The organism is Streptomyces sp. NPDC057136, assembly GCF_042670885.1.
Classification (GTDB): domain Bacteria; phylum Actinomycetota; class Actinomycetes; order Streptomycetales; family Streptomycetaceae; genus Streptomyces.
The window spans coordinates 4,523-17,071 of sequence record NZ_JBHUUV010000073.1 but is presented as its reverse complement, the minus strand read 5'-3'; the positions used below and the strand labels follow the sequence as shown (position 1 = coordinate 17,071).

Below are 12,549 nucleotides of genomic sequence, written 5' to 3'. Positions count from 1 at the left end.
GGCGGGATATGCAGCGGCAAGCCGCTGCATAGAGCGCGAATTGCGCAAGCGCAATTCGAATTCCCGCGCAAGCGCGCGGGAATGAATTCCGTAAACGGAATTCTGAAAGAGTGTCAATTCGCGCAAGCGCGAATTGAGGGGTAATCACGCAAGCGTGATTACCGAAGCTGGCAGTAAGGGGAGGTGTATCGTGCTCGCGCCCTGTGTAGGGCTTGGGAATCCCAGCCACCACCCCCGCAACGAGAGTGACGGTCCGTCGGTCCGATCGGGGGTCGACCCCACCGCAGTGACGGGCTCCGCTGCGCTCCACCCGAACCTCTCCCCCGCCCTCGAAACCGTCCGGTCAAGCTCACCAATAGCCCGCCAGCATACCGCATGAGCCGTGTGTGTGAGTGGAGATTCAGTCAAGTATCAATCTACAGGGCGAACATGTTGCGCGGGTGATGCATCATAGACATCTGCTGTGTAGAGTATGGGTACAGGCAGCGGCACCCCGGCCCCTCGTGTCGCGGGGCTTTCTTTTCTGATTGCGCACCGAATTCCGCGAAAAGGAGAAACCCGGGAATGGCCAGGAAACTGTTTCCCCACCAGATTGAGGCCGTGACGGCCATTGTGCGCGGTCTCGATATCCCGCCGGGTGGTATCCCTGTCAATGGGCTGCGCGGGCAGGTGCATGCCGCGTGCGGAACGGGGAAAACCACCATTGCTGCGGTGTCGGCAAAGCGGATTGTGCCCAAGGGGCGCATTCTCGTTCTGGTGCCGACGTTGGACCTTCTGACTCAGACAGTGCGGGAGTGGCGTTCGGCCGGGCACACGGGGCCGGCGGTCGCGGTGTGCAGCCTCCAGGACGATCCGGAGCTGTGGAGTCTCAAGGTCCGCTCCACCACGAACCCTGTGCAGCTGGCGCTGTGGCACGGCGAGGGGCCCGTCACCCTCTTCGGGACGTACGCGTCGCTGGGTGTGCTGGTGGAGGCGTTCGAGGGCGTCTACGGGCAGCAGCTCGCCCCGCTGGACCTCGCCGTGGTCGATGAGGCCCACCGCACTACGGGCTCGATGGGTAAGGCGTGGGCGGACATCCATAACCAGAGGGTCATCCCGGCGTACCGGCGGCTGTATCTGACGGCGACGCCGCGGATCTGGCAGGAGCGGCCGAACTGGGAGGTCGCCGAAGGGGTGCGGGATGCGCTGCCGAAGGAGATGGCGGCGAGCATGGATGACGAGGCCGTGTTCGGGCCCGTCCTCTACAAGCTCTCGTTGGCGTCGGCGGTGTCCCGCGGGTTGCTTGCGCGGTACCAGATCATCGTGCTGGAGCTCCAGGACCCTGTTGTCACTCCGGACCGGCTGATGGGCGAGGACCGGGGCAGCGAGGAAGTGCGCGGGCAGCGGCTCGGGGCGCTGCAGGCCGCGCTCCTGCACACGATGGCGCAGCACGACCTGTCGACCTGCATCACCTTCCATCACCGGACGATAGAGGCACAGGCGTACGCGGAGGGCCTTCAGCGGGTCGCGGCGAAGCTGCACGCTGACCAGCCCGAGAAGTACCCGGCGAAGATCTGGGCTGACTGGCTGTGCGGTGAGCACGTGCCGGAACGCCGGCGGGAGGTCCTGGGCGAGTTCGGCTCCACCGCCCGGCGTGCAGTCCTCTCGAACTGCCGTGTCCTGGGTGAGGGCGTCGACATCCGCGCGGTGGACTCCGTGGCCCTGTTGGACCCGAAGGGCGCTCCGCACGACATCGTCCAGGCCATCGGCCGGGCGCTGCGTCAGAAGCCGGGACAGGGGAAACTCGCCTCTCTGATCGTGCCGGTATTTCTTCAGCCCGGAGAAAAGCCGGAGGATATGTTCACGTCGGGATCGTATCGGCCTTTGGTGAAGGTATTGGAAGGTCTTCGGGCTCACGACGAAGAGGCTGTGGAATTGCTGGCAATTCCACAGGAGCCGCAGAAGGATGTGGCGCAGCCGTCCGAGTACATCGGTCCGCCGCCCGAGGAAGGCGAAGAAGAATCCCGTCTCCTGCTCCGGTTTGCCGCTCCGCGTGACCCGGTGATGGTCGCTGACTGGGTTTCCTTCAACGTGATCGACACGGAGAAGCAGGACTGGGCGCGCGGCTGGTCGGCGCTCAAGAAGTTCACCGAGCGTGAGCTTCACGCCCGAGTTCCGTACGGACACAAGGAGGGCGCTTACCCGCTGGGGCAGTGGGTCGCGGAGCAGCGACGGGCGTACGGGGCCGGGCAGATGACCGGCCTGCGCGCCGGGCGGCTAGAGAAGCTGGGCATGGTCTGGAGCCTCGCAGATGAGCGGTTCCAGGAGAACTTGGAGGCGGCCCGCGCGTACTACGAGGAGCACTGGACGCTGTGCGCGCCCCGGTCCGCGGCCATGCTGGATCGGCCGGTGGGGCAGTGGCTGTCCAACCTCCGCCGCGCGGGTGCGCTGGAGGATCACCCTGAGTGGGAGTCGGCGCTGCGCGAGGTTGACAAGGACTGGAACCCGTCATGGCCGCCGGAGTGGCAGCGGCACTACGCCGTGGTGCGCGAGATGCTCGCGGAGGAAAGCATCCTCGCCTACATCGAACCCGGGGTCACCGTCCACGGGATGGACATCGGGAAATGGCTGGCCCGGCAACGGCAGCCGCCGGTCTGGGCGGCCCTGACCGGCGGGCAGCGCGAGCGCCTGGAAGCCATCGGCGTCGTGCCGATGGCGGCAGAGCTGGAACCGCCGGCGAAGCCGTCCGCGACGCCCGTGGGGGCCTTCGAGCGGGGGGTGGCAGCCCTGGCGCAGTACAAAGCCCGCGAGGGCTCGGTGACGGTCTCCAGGGGCCACGTGGAACGGCTGGAGGACGGGAGTGAGGTGAAGCTCGGGGTGTTTCTGTCGAACAGCAAGAGCCGCCGCGCCAAGCTCACCGCCGACAAGCTTCAGCAGTTGGCCGACCTCGGACTGGAGTGGGCAGCATGAGCACCGAGCAGCACGACGCGGACGCGTATGGCCAGGAGCTGGCCCGCATCGGCCAGCACCAGCATGAGGCTACGAGCGCGCGGTCCGTGGTGTTCCAGGCCCTAGCCGCCGGGGTCGCAACCGAGCAGGCGGACGAGATCGTGTCGCAGCTGGAGGCCGGGGCAATTGCCGGGGCGCACACCTGGATCTCCGAGAGCAGCGCTCCGCACGGTTCCGAGCAGCGCTTCGAGGACGGCTGGTTCGCGGGTGTCCGCGCGGTCGCCAGCGACCTGCTGCGTATTGCCGACACGACCGCCGCGCAGCGCGGGCGCGCCACTTCCAGCGCCATGCTGCTCGCCCATCTCCAGCAAGCGGCGCCGCCCGCCCCGAAGGAGGCGGAGAGGCCGGTCCCGGCGCTGGACGCGAGGGAGGTCATGGCGGCGGCGGAGCGGCGCATGTGGGCCTTGGCCGACCCGGGCGACTTCCTCGTTACCGAGGCGTCGGACGAGATCCTGGCCGTGGCGCTCAGCGCAGTACGTGAGGACGAGCGGGCTGGGTACGCACAGCGCCTGGAAGCGTTCGCCGAACAGCACCGCGAGCGCCTGGAGGAGCTGCTGCGCGCGTACAGGCCGGGCAGTACCCTTGCACGGCCGCTACATGCTGGTCGGGCAGCCCGAGAGCCTGATCATCTGCGAGCGGATGGAGACTGCCCCGTTCCTCCTGCGCAGCCGGTGGAAGAGAGAGCTGGAGGACGTCCTGCTGGATGATCTCGAATTCGCATGGGGACCGCGCACCCGCCTGAGCCGGTGAACCTCCAGGAGCAGACGGGTACTAGCACCGGAGCGCGGCCGATTCATCCGTTCGAGCGACGCCATGGCGTAACCCTGGTGCTCTCACGGATCCAGGTCCCGCCGGCGGGGTGGCTGCTGATGCTGACCATGGAGCCGCGCTCCCCGGCCGGGGAGGCAGACGACTGGGCCGGGCTCGGCTGGCCCGTGTGGGACGACGTCCTGGAGCGCGACCCCCGGTGGGTCGTCGCCTTCGACGCGACCACCCGCCGCCTCACACAGATCGTCCGCCTCAACGACGCCCAGAACGCCGTCGAGAAGGAACTGTTCGACTTCGGCGCGGGCATCCCGGTACCCGATTCCCTCTGGCCGCTGGTGGAGCAGCAGCGGCCGGTGGTCCTCTGCGGACCGCTGCGCGGCGAGCCCACCACCAAGAACCTGAGCAGCGCCAAACAGGCCGGAACCCTGCGGGGCATCGCCACCCGCACCCTGATCACCTGATCTCGCCGACCGGGGCGCGGCCGCAAAGGGGGACCGGTCATCGGCGGTCAGCCTTCGAACAGGGCATCGCGGCCCTCGTGCAGCACAAGGCCCGCACGGGCGGTGGGCCGCCCGTGCCGACGCTACGACGGATCGGCGGAGCAGCAGGATCAGGCCGGCGGCTGGTGGAGCCCGAATGGGGAGCCCTGGTCGTCCTGGCAGAGCTGGAAGCGTCCGAAGCGGGCTACCGTCTCCTTGTCGCCGCCCAGTTCGACGTCATCGACGGAGCCACCGAGCTCGCGCACCCGGGCGATCGCGGCCTGCAGGTCATCGACCTTGAAGAACAGGTATGGACTCGCCCCCGCGTCCCCGCCGTGCACGCCCCCGGGGACGCCCGGCGTACGGATCGAGTACCCGCCGCCCTCGGACGTCCCGGCATCGAAGGTCCAGCCGAACAGCCCGTTGTAAAACGTACGGGCCCGCTCGGAGTCCCCCACACCGAGCTCGAAGAACGAGATCTCCCCGGCCATGGCTGCTCCCTCGGTCGGCAGCGATACGGGTCCCAGCATCGTTATCTAGGGTCAGAGCGGCATCCGTGCACGTCAGAGGCGATGTATGCCATGCAGGCATGTAAGTCATGTTGATGCCGTGGCGGACTGCGATGTCGGTCGTTCCGGGGCCGTACCGGTGCTCGTTGAACCAGTATGACGATTGAGCCCTCCTCTTCCCCTCAACGTCCCGCGGCCGATGGCGACGCCCGCGCACGCCCCGCCGCCCCATCCTCGGAGTCCGGGCCGTGTCGCGGAAGCGGGCTCTAGCGGGGGCATGACCCAGATACGCCAGAAACCCGCCCGCTCAGGGGACCCACTTGTACTTGCCTCCGCCGACCCATCTCACGACTGCGGGATCGTCGAGGTCGGGATCGGTCAGCCCCGCCTGGTGCGCCAGCCTGATCACATCCAGCAGGTTGTAGGCAGGCCCGGCCACCTCCCCGTTGATCTCCACCAGGCGGAACGGCGGGTCGCTCGGCACGACGCCGAGGACGACGATGGGGGCGGGGTGGAACGCCTCTTGCGCATCGTTGGTCATGCTTACAGCGTGTTGCACGGGCGCGACGCACACATGTCGAGCGGACCAATGGGTGGGGACACCGCTACTTGGGACGTTATCTAGGGGACGAAGCCTCATTGCGCAGCTCAGGCCACTAATCGCGAGTGCAGGCAAGTTAGGCAAGTGCGCCTGTCATGTTCGGGGAAGGTGGTTCGACCGAAACACTTCCTGCACTCGCGTTCGGGGGTAAGCGCTTCAGTCCACGATGTGCAAGGGAGTCGGCGGGACCGGCTCGGGCTCCGGCTGTTTGGGGAGCATGTAGGGGTAGGCGGCCTTCTCGCCGCCTGCGGCCCAGGCCAGCGCACCGAGCACGATCCGCTGATTCGAGCGGTCCAGACGCGGCAGATCGGTTCCCCAGTCCCGGTCAGCTGGAGGGCGATCTGCTCGTAGTCGCGGGGTTCGAGGTGCGGGTCTCTCCACGCGAGGACGGCGGTGACGAGCGCTTCGTGCGGAGCGCGGTCCAGGGGGAGTTCGGCTTCGATCAGCTTGTCGTTTAACCTCGGCGCGAGATGAGTCGGGCGAGTGACTCTGTGGGCCAGCAGAACCATGCGAGAAGAGGGCTGGTGACCACGAACCAGTGGACACTGATTCGGCCCTGTTCCTTGTCCAGGATCAGTGGGGCATCGTCCCGGTAGACGTAGCGGAGGTATCGGCGGCGGACCGGTGCTCCGGCTATCAGCAGCACTGGTGAGGTGACAAGGATGGCCACCGGGACCAGGGCTCTCGCGGCGGTGAGCTTCGCCCTCTCCTCGTATCGCATGCGCTCAGTGTGCTGATCCTCGAGGTCGCTTGTCAGCCTGTCCTGCGGGGTTTGGTGCCGACCTTGTGGTGGGCGGGTCGGCTGTATGCCTCGCCGGTGGCGAGGACTCTGCCCACGTCATGACGGGTAGCTTGGCGGCGGTTCTTCGAACCCAGGGGCCGACCTGGTCCGGGCCGGGACGGTTTCGGTGCACCAGCTGGTGACCCGGTCTTGGCGTGCAGGTTTCTGAAGCCTCTGCGGACACGGGCGGGTGTCAGTCTGTTCGGTTCGACCGGCCTTTCCCAGGGCCGGCGCAGGTCGGTGGCCAGTGGGCGGGCGAGCCGGAGCTGGGCGTAGGCGGCGATCACCAACCACGTCCACCGGTCGGCCGCTTCCGAGTCGCGGAGTCGGGGCTTGGTCCATCCGAGCGTCTGCTTGAACAGGCGAAACGTGTGCTCGATGTCGAAGCGTCGGAGGAAGGACTGCCAGCAGCGGTCGACATCCGCTTCGGTCGCACCGGTGCCCGACCACCACAGCCATACCGGCTTGTTGACCCCGCCGCTGGGCAGCTTCTCCACGACCAGCCGGATGACGGTGCCCTCGATGATGGGCAGCATGCTGTCGTGGTCAAGCCATGCGGCCCGGCGGGTCAGGCGCGGGTGTAAACGGTCCCACGCCTGCGCGGTCGCCTTCCCATAGAGCCGCGTTTCCGTGGCCGTCACGGCCTGCTCGCTGCCCCAGGTTGCCGGGTCGCCGAAGACGAACTCGCCACCGTGCTTGGGCGGCCGGCCACCCTTGGGGTCGTAGACCCGCGGCGGTGTCGGCCGCCGCATCACGCGGTCCGAACGGAGCCGCCCTACGATCTCGACGGGCAGCCCCGCCAGCAAGTGAGCGATGCGCGGAGCGTCGTATCCCGCGTCCAGCACGACCAGGACCTCCGGGTCACCCGGCCGCCACTGGCCGACGGCGACCAGCCGCTCGATGACCTCGCGGACCTGCCCCGTGGTCACCGCAGCAACATCGGCGCCGGGCTCCAGGCGGACCGCGTCCAGCACCGCCGTCCAGGACGTGCGGCCGGTCTCCAGCGCGGCCACCACCGAGTACGGCCAGCCCGGGATCATCTGATGCTTGCCTTCACCCCGGCCGAACGTGTGGCAAAAGGCCCGGTCAGCACACGTGTTGGCGGCCGCCCGTAGCCACGGCGAGACATCCACAGCCAACACCAGCCGACCATCCGCCGCCCTCGGCAACGGCACCCCGACCAGGGCACGACGCAGCCGTGCGACATCGATCCGCCCCTGGTTGAGCCCGCCGCACAGAGCTCCGTGACCACGACGGTGCTCTGGCGCGAGCGCGAGATCAACCAGCGTCCGCACTGGCCCATCCGTGCACAACAGCGCGTCGCACAACTCGAACAACGCGTCGCCCCGCGCGGTCATGCACGCGTACAACTCCGACCGGAAGTGTGACACTTCCGCGAACGCATCCCGCAGGACACCCTGATACACCAAACTCACGACCACGGCCTTCGCGCTGATCCACTCTGTGACGGAGCACAGGATCAGACAGAGGCCGCCCTTCTCGTCCGGTGAACTGCGAAAACACCGACCAAGTTCGAGCCTCGTTCGACACCGGGCCATAAATGACAAGCTCAACACCGCACGGACGGGTGCCGACGCTCGGACGCATGGTCAACTGTCTCCGGGGACACTTCCATCCCTGGGGTGCTTCCAGAAGTCGGGGCAGCTGGTCTTCATGCCGGTGGGCAGCCACCGGGCGAGGGACTCGCGGGTCGGCTCCAGTTCGCCGGTGCGGTGGTACCGGTTGGAGATCCCTGGATGGTTCCAGACCTTGATCAGCAGGCGCTCGCCCATCGCGATCGGGGAGTCTCCTCCCGACGGCGCGGCGATGTCGACGTCCAGCCGCGCCGGTCCTTCCTCCGGCTTGATCCAGTCCTTGACCGCCAAGGTCACCGTGACGTGCGGCAGCCAGTCGTCGGGCTTGGGCTCGGGAGGGCGCGTGTCGCGGATCGCGAGAACGTCTCCTTCGACAATGGTGTCGGCGCAGGCGATCGACTCGGCGACGCTAAGCGACTGTGACCCGTCCCCAGAACCGTCGGGACGGTCGGTGGAGAGGGTCGCCACCAGGACGGTGGCTGCCACGGCAACGGTGACCAGCCCGCTGGCCAGGACGCGTCTGCGGCGGCTGGCAGCGTGCGGCTGTTGCGGGGTGTCGGCCTGCCCCGCTTCCTCGCCGATCATCTGAAAGGCGCGTCGCAGTCGTGTTTCGTCGGTGTCGGTCGGCTGCGTCATCTCAGATCACCTCCTGGGTGCTCAGGCAGGCGCGCATGGCGCCCATGGCGGTGTGCAGCCGGCTCTTGACCGTGCCCTCAGGGATATCGAGCAGACCGGCAATGTCGCGGACGGTCAGATCGGCGTAGAAGCGCAGGGCCAGTACCTGACGTTGGCCAGGCGGCAGCGTCTCCAAGGCATCGGCCACCGCCAGGGCCAGCATTCGGTCTTCCTGCGGATGTTTCGGCGGCCAGCGCGACCAGCGGTTGGCCAGCCGCTGGCGAAGCGCCGTGTCCCGCTTCTGGGTGCGATGCCAGTCGGCCGCCACCCGTGCGGCGACCACCATCAGCCAGGCCTCCTCGTTTCGGACCTGTCCATGGGATGTCGCCTCAAGGAGCTTGAGCCGCACCTGCTGAATGCCGTCGTCGAGTTGGTCCCAGGGCACCCCGCCCAGGGCGAGGACCGCCCGGATTCGGGAGATGACCGCCGGATCCGTCAACGGGGTGCGCGTATGGCGAGCCTGTGGTCTCACGGTGCGCCGTGCAGCCATCTCCAGCCTCTCGTCGTTTCCTATACGACGCAGCAATGGTGCGAAACGTTCGGCCAAAGCGTCGAATCTGTCGGTAGCGCCGCCTGCACGGACGGAGTGGAAGTGAAATGCCCGGTGTGCGGCAGGGGCATGCCGCACACCTGCGGATTAGTGGCGTGTGCTCAGCCGCACTCGGCAGTTGCCGCCTGCGCGCTGCCCGGCGTGGCCAGGGGTAGAGCTGCTTCCAGGGCGCGGGCGAGATCGTCGGCGGTCTGGCCGACCATTTCCTCTTCCAGGCCGTGGTTGGGGTCTGCTGCGTCGTTGGCAGAGCGGGCCTGCTCCGCGGACTGCACGCGGCCTTCGAGTTCCCCCTGACCGATGGTGTTGCTGTCGTAGGAGAGGGTGGAGCCTTCCCCGAGGCCACGCCACTCACCGCTGCCCGGATTGCAAGGATCTGCTTCCCAGGTGATGGCGATGAGGTAGTTGTGCCCAACCTCGATGCGCGGGCTGTCTTCCTTGGCCATCTTCATGCGGTGTGAGGTATCACCACCGGTGAACTGCCAGCCCATGGAGGGTCGCTGCCAGGTCGAGGTGCAGCCGGTGACCGGGGTGGGGCCCCCACGCGTCGGACGCTCGCGAATACGCGACACCTGAACATGCGACGTCACCAGGCATAGCAGGGTTCGGCGAGAGCTGACCTGACCGTCAGCGGCGAGTGACGGTGAAGCCGGTGTCGTTGACGGCCTCAGTCCACACGTCGCGGTCGAACCACTTGGTGATGTTCGGCTGCATCTCGGTGATAGCGCGCATCCGGGCTTCCCAGTCGTGTCCGGCCGGGCCGCGGCTGTCGCCGCATCCGGTGCAGCCGTCCTCAGCGTGGATGTGGCCAGCCATCCAGGCGTTGACCGCCACGTTGATAATGACCGAGTAGAGGTCGCCGCCGGTTTGGGCCAGGGAATCCGGCACCCCGGCGAGGACCAGGGCGAGCTCGGGGTTGTCGATCGGCGGCATTGGGGCCTGCCCGGCGCCCTTCTCGCTGCTGCTCTCCTCAAAGGAGGACAGGCTCTGGGCGAGGCGGTCGGCGGTAGCGGAGGCGTCGAAGTACCGCCAGGCGGAACGCACCTGGATGCCGAGCCGCTCGGACACCGTCGTGATCTGTCGCTCGATGGTCTCTGCCACGGTCGCCGGCGCGAGGGTCACCCCGCGACGGGCAAGCTCCGCGAGCGTCTCGGCAACGGCTTCCTTGAACGCCTTCGTGTTCCGCACGACCGCATCGTAGGCGTACTGGAGCAGCGACCGGACGGCTTCACCTGCATTGGCCCGGCAAAGACGCGCCGCCCGGCGGGGGTTGTCACTGGCGGCTGTCAGCATCCGGTCATGCTCATCAGCCGGGAGTACGCACTCTCCCTCTTCGCGGACCTGACCCAGAACGCCATGGTGCCGCTGGACCCTGACGAGCTCCTCCACATGCCGGGACTGGCGCAGCACGGCCACGTCTTCTTCGGCGACATAGCAGTGCGCTGCTACAAGCACAAAGGGCGCTGGATGTACGACGAGCGGGACATCCGCCGCACCGGGCAGGCGCTCGCGGAGCTGCGCCTGGACCTGGACGACGTCGTCGACGTGCAGCTGCCCGCGTACCGCGACTTCGGGGAAAACGACCCGGAGGAGTGGCACCGCGTCGACTGGCGGCGCCACCTGGTGTCGCGGATGTTCCGTCTCGCCCGCCACAAGGCCCAGGACGGGGTCCCGTACGAAGAGCGGTGGGACTCCTGGAAGCGGGTCGGGGCGAATGGGCTGCCCGGGGATCTGACGTGGGAGGAGTTCGTCGCCTCCTGCAGCCGGTACTGGCACTCACAGAACATGGCCGGCACCCGCCCGCTGGAGCTGCTGACCTGGTCCGGGGAGAAGTGGCTTCTGCCCCGCGCCTACATCGACTTCCTGGATCGCTGGGCGCAGCGCGAGGAGAAACTGGTCGACCTGGCCCGGGTCTGCACCACCTGCGGCGCCCAGGGCCCGTACTGGGGCGACTGGAGGACATCGACCAGCAAGGGCTATGTCACGAGGTGCCCGCCGTGCTCCGGAGCGGCCTTCCGGCCCTACGCCGGCCATCTGCGCGGGGTGCAGTACGAGTCGTCCCGCCGGCGCGGCACGAGGGCAGACGACTACCTGTGCTGCCTGTGCAAGAAGAGTCAGGCGTCGGTGTGGGATCACTGCCACGAGCACGGCCATGTTCGAGGGCCGCTGTGCGGCAGCTGCAATACCCGCGAGGGCAAGGCCACGCCGTACTACTTCCTCCAGGTCGAAGGCAGCACGCTGCACCTCCTGGAGTGCCGCGGCTGCCTCGAACAACGGACCCTGCCGAGCCGATTCCACCTGGACGTGGTCCGCGCGCACCTGGAGCAGACCGAGCGGCACGGGCGCTGCCGAAAGCAGCCGTACGCCCACGAGCTGGAGCCCACGCACGGTGTTCACCGGTTCAAACTGGAGTGCAGCGGATGGCACACCGCCAGCCTGTGGGCGAAGAACGTCACCGCGTCCGAGACCACCGCACTCGTGCGGGCCTTCGTTGACGCGGCCCTCGCCGCGCAGGAGGGCCGCCCTTCTTTCGGCACGGCGACGGGCGCGGGGTGACCGGCGTGCGACAGCGTCGTTGAGCACGGCAACGCGTGCATGCACATCCGCCCTCCGGCGAATACGCGAGCGAGCCCGGACCAACTGGTCCGGGTGTGACTGAGTGCCGCAGTTGGCCAGTTGAGCGTCTCCGCGTGCCGGTGCTTCCGTGCCTCGGTATCGGAGAGCCCCACCGCTACCGCTAGATGTGGTGTCTCAGGAGATTGGTGCCAGGGAACCGCGATCGGCGAAAGTGTGGCCCTCTTCAGGACGAACGATGAAGACCCCGGATCCAGGAGGGTCCTCAACAGACGCCCTGTGGATGCGAGCGGTCCACTCAGGAGTGGGCCACTGTGTGTCGCCGCTCCAGCGGATCCCTGCAAGGTTGACCGCACCAAGATCCGTGGTGGTGAGGTCTGCGCCGACGAAGTTGCTTGCCGCGTCGGACACGTTGCCATGGGCTTCGATGAAGTCGCGGGCGAGGTCGCCGGATGGGTCGTGAACAAGGTCGACGGCGAGGCTGAGAGCGCGGGCATGGAGTTGGGCGCGGGCGTGGCGAAGGTCGGGGTCGAGGTCGAGGTCGGGGGCACGCGAAGGGACGAGGTCAGGGACAAGGTCACGGACGAGGCCCGGGACAAGGTCACGGGCGAGGTCGAGGGCGAGGTCACGGGCGAGAGCGAGGGCGCGGTCGCGGGCGAGAGCGTGGACGTTGAGGGCGAGGGCGAGGTTCAGGGCGCGGATGAGGGGGAGGGTGAAGGCGCGGTCGGGGTCTTGGCCGAGGGCGAGGGCGAGGTCGCGGGCGGAGGCAAGGTCACGGACTAGGGCGCGGACAAGATCACGGGCGGGGTCGAGGGCGTGGTCGAAGAAGAGGAGGCGGCTGAGCTCGCTGGCGCGGTCGAGGGAACGAGGGTGGCCGAGGACACGGGCGCGGTCGAGGGCGGCGCCGTGGGCGCGGGTGGGATCGCGATCGTGGGCCAGGGCGAGGTCGCGGGCGGAGGCAAGGTCACGGACTAGAGCGCGGACGGCGGCGCGATCGGGGTCGAGGTTCAGGGACGCGGCAGTCTCCAGAAA

The 12,549-nt window shown here is 68.0% G+C and carries 14 protein-coding genes and 1 pseudogene; 6 read left to right on the top strand and 9 right to left on the bottom strand.

Translation table 11 applies throughout. The features are described from left to right. The first annotated feature begins 564 nt into the window (after nt 1-564). The 3 genes from ACFT7S_RS37990 (at nt 565) to ACFT7S_RS37980 (ending at nt 4,217) form a co-directional block, all read left to right on the top strand. Complete coding sequence (locus tag ACFT7S_RS37990; protein ID WP_382740922.1) at nt 565-2,949, top strand: Helicase associated domain protein; 2,385 nt, start codon at nt 565-567, stop codon at nt 2,947-2,949. Continuing rightward, on the top strand, nt 2,946-3,695 hold the full coding sequence (locus ACFT7S_RS37985; protein WP_382740919.1) for a hypothetical protein: 750 nt from the start codon (nt 2,946-2,948) through the stop codon (nt 3,693-3,695). The genes ACFT7S_RS37990 and ACFT7S_RS37985 overlap by 4 nt, the downstream gene beginning before the upstream one ends. A 162-nt stretch (nt 3,696-3,857) precedes the next feature. Beyond that, nucleotides 3,858-4,217 (top strand): hypothetical protein, encoded by a 360-nt coding sequence (locus ACFT7S_RS37980; protein WP_382740916.1) that lies wholly within the window; start codon nt 3,858-3,860, stop codon nt 4,215-4,217. A 149-nt stretch (nt 4,218-4,366) separates the two neighbouring features. On the opposite strand, the gene ACFT7S_RS37975 is transcribed toward ACFT7S_RS37980, so the two are convergent. The 9 genes and pseudogenes from ACFT7S_RS37975 to ACFT7S_RS37935 form a co-directional block, all read right to left on the bottom strand. Further along, a complete protein-coding gene (locus tag ACFT7S_RS37975) occupies nt 4,367-4,726 on the bottom strand; it encodes a VOC family protein (RefSeq protein WP_382740928.1) in 360 nt (119 codons plus the stop codon). 325 nt (nt 4,727-5,051) lie between these two features. Next, complete coding sequence (locus tag ACFT7S_RS37970) at nt 5,052-5,285, bottom strand: hypothetical protein (protein WP_382740914.1); 234 nt, start codon at nt 5,283-5,285, stop codon at nt 5,052-5,054. A gap of 380 nt (nt 5,286-5,665) precedes the next feature. Continuing rightward, a pseudogene (locus ACFT7S_RS37965) lies at nt 5,666-5,854 on the bottom strand (hypothetical protein); the annotation flags it as partial. After that, nucleotides 5,800-6,066 (bottom strand): hypothetical protein, encoded by a 267-nt coding sequence (locus ACFT7S_RS37960; protein ID WP_382740911.1) that lies wholly within the window; start codon nt 6,064-6,066, stop codon nt 5,800-5,802. The pseudogene ACFT7S_RS37965 and the gene ACFT7S_RS37960, both read right to left, overlap by 55 nt. Before the next feature lie 32 nt (nt 6,067-6,098). Further along, on the bottom strand, nt 6,099-7,562 hold the full coding sequence (locus ACFT7S_RS37955; protein WP_382740908.1) for an NF041680 family putative transposase: 1,464 nt from the start codon (nt 7,560-7,562) through the stop codon (nt 6,099-6,101). 174 nt (nt 7,563-7,736) lie between these two features. Continuing rightward, a complete protein-coding gene (locus tag ACFT7S_RS37950) occupies nt 7,737-8,357 on the bottom strand; it encodes a hypothetical protein (protein WP_382740905.1) in 621 nt (206 codons plus the stop codon). A 1-nt stretch (nt 8,358) separates the two neighbouring features. After that, nucleotides 8,359-8,886: an RNA polymerase sigma factor gene (locus ACFT7S_RS37945; protein ID WP_382740925.1), complete on the bottom strand. Its 528-nt coding sequence runs from the start codon at nt 8,884-8,886 to the stop codon at nt 8,359-8,361. Nucleotides 8,887-9,047: 161 nt separating this feature from the next. Next, nucleotides 9,048-9,434: a hypothetical protein gene (locus ACFT7S_RS37940; protein ID WP_382740902.1), complete on the bottom strand. Its 387-nt coding sequence runs from the start codon at nt 9,432-9,434 to the stop codon at nt 9,048-9,050. Nucleotides 9,435-9,570: 136 nt separating this feature from the next. Continuing rightward, nucleotides 9,571-10,236, bottom strand: a complete 666-nt coding sequence (locus tag ACFT7S_RS37935; RefSeq protein ID WP_382740900.1) for a hypothetical protein — start codon at nt 10,234-10,236, stop codon at nt 9,571-9,573. 6 nt (nt 10,237-10,242) lie between these two features. On the opposite strand from ACFT7S_RS37935, the gene ACFT7S_RS37930 reads away from it, so the two are divergent. From ACFT7S_RS37930 to ACFT7S_RS37920, 3 genes are all read left to right on the top strand, one after another. Beyond that, complete coding sequence (locus ACFT7S_RS37930; RefSeq protein WP_382740897.1) at nt 10,243-11,499, top strand: endonuclease VII domain-containing protein; 1,257 nt, start codon at nt 10,243-10,245, stop codon at nt 11,497-11,499. A 435-nt stretch (nt 11,500-11,934) separates the two neighbouring features. After that, entirely contained in the window at nt 11,935-12,300 is a 366-nt protein-coding gene (locus ACFT7S_RS37925) for a hypothetical protein (protein ID WP_382740895.1), read from the top strand. A gap of 33 nt (nt 12,301-12,333) precedes the next feature. After that, nucleotides 12,334-12,492: a hypothetical protein gene (locus ACFT7S_RS37920; protein WP_382740892.1), complete on the top strand. Its 159-nt coding sequence runs from the start codon at nt 12,334-12,336 to the stop codon at nt 12,490-12,492. Nucleotides 12,493-12,549: the final 57 nt, after the last annotated feature.

What these genes read in the sequence shown, in the direction of transcription:
- ACFT7S_RS37990 (WP_382740922.1), top strand. Translation starts at nt 565, where the DNA reads ATGGCCAGGAAACTGTTTCCCCACCAGATTGAGGCCGTGACGGCCATT.
- ACFT7S_RS37985 (WP_382740919.1), top strand. Translation starts at nt 2,946, where the DNA reads ATGAGCACCGAGCAGCACGACGCGGACGCGTATGGCCAGGAGCTGGCC.
- ACFT7S_RS37980 (WP_382740916.1), top strand. Translation starts at nt 3,858, where the DNA reads ATGCTGACCATGGAGCCGCGCTCCCCGGCCGGGGAGGCAGACGACTGG.
- ACFT7S_RS37975 (WP_382740928.1), bottom strand. Translation starts at nt 4,726, where the DNA reads ATGGCCGGGGAGATCTCGTTCTTCGAGCTCGGTGTGGGGGACTCCGAG.
- ACFT7S_RS37970 (WP_382740914.1), bottom strand. Translation starts at nt 5,285, where the DNA reads ATGACCAACGATGCGCAAGAGGCGTTCCACCCCGCCCCCATCGTCGTC.
- ACFT7S_RS37960 (WP_382740911.1), bottom strand. Translation starts at nt 6,066, where the DNA reads ATGCGATACGAGGAGAGGGCGAAGCTCACCGCCGCGAGAGCCCTGGTC.
- ACFT7S_RS37950 (WP_382740905.1), bottom strand. Translation starts at nt 8,357, where the DNA reads ATGACGCAGCCGACCGACACCGACGAAACACGACTGCGACGCGCCTTT.
- ACFT7S_RS37945 (WP_382740925.1), bottom strand. Translation starts at nt 8,886, where the DNA reads ATGGCTGCACGGCGCACCGTGAGACCACAGGCTCGCCATACGCGCACC.
- ACFT7S_RS37940 (WP_382740902.1), bottom strand. Translation starts at nt 9,434, where the DNA reads ATGGGCTGGCAGTTCACCGGTGGTGATACCTCACACCGCATGAAGATG.
- ACFT7S_RS37935 (WP_382740900.1), bottom strand. Translation starts at nt 10,236, where the DNA reads ATGCTGACAGCCGCCAGTGACAACCCCCGCCGGGCGGCGCGTCTTTGC.
- ACFT7S_RS37930 (WP_382740897.1), top strand. Translation starts at nt 10,243, where the DNA reads ATGCTCATCAGCCGGGAGTACGCACTCTCCCTCTTCGCGGACCTGACC.
- ACFT7S_RS37925 (WP_382740895.1), top strand. Translation starts at nt 11,935, where the DNA reads ATGGGCTTCGATGAAGTCGCGGGCGAGGTCGCCGGATGGGTCGTGAAC.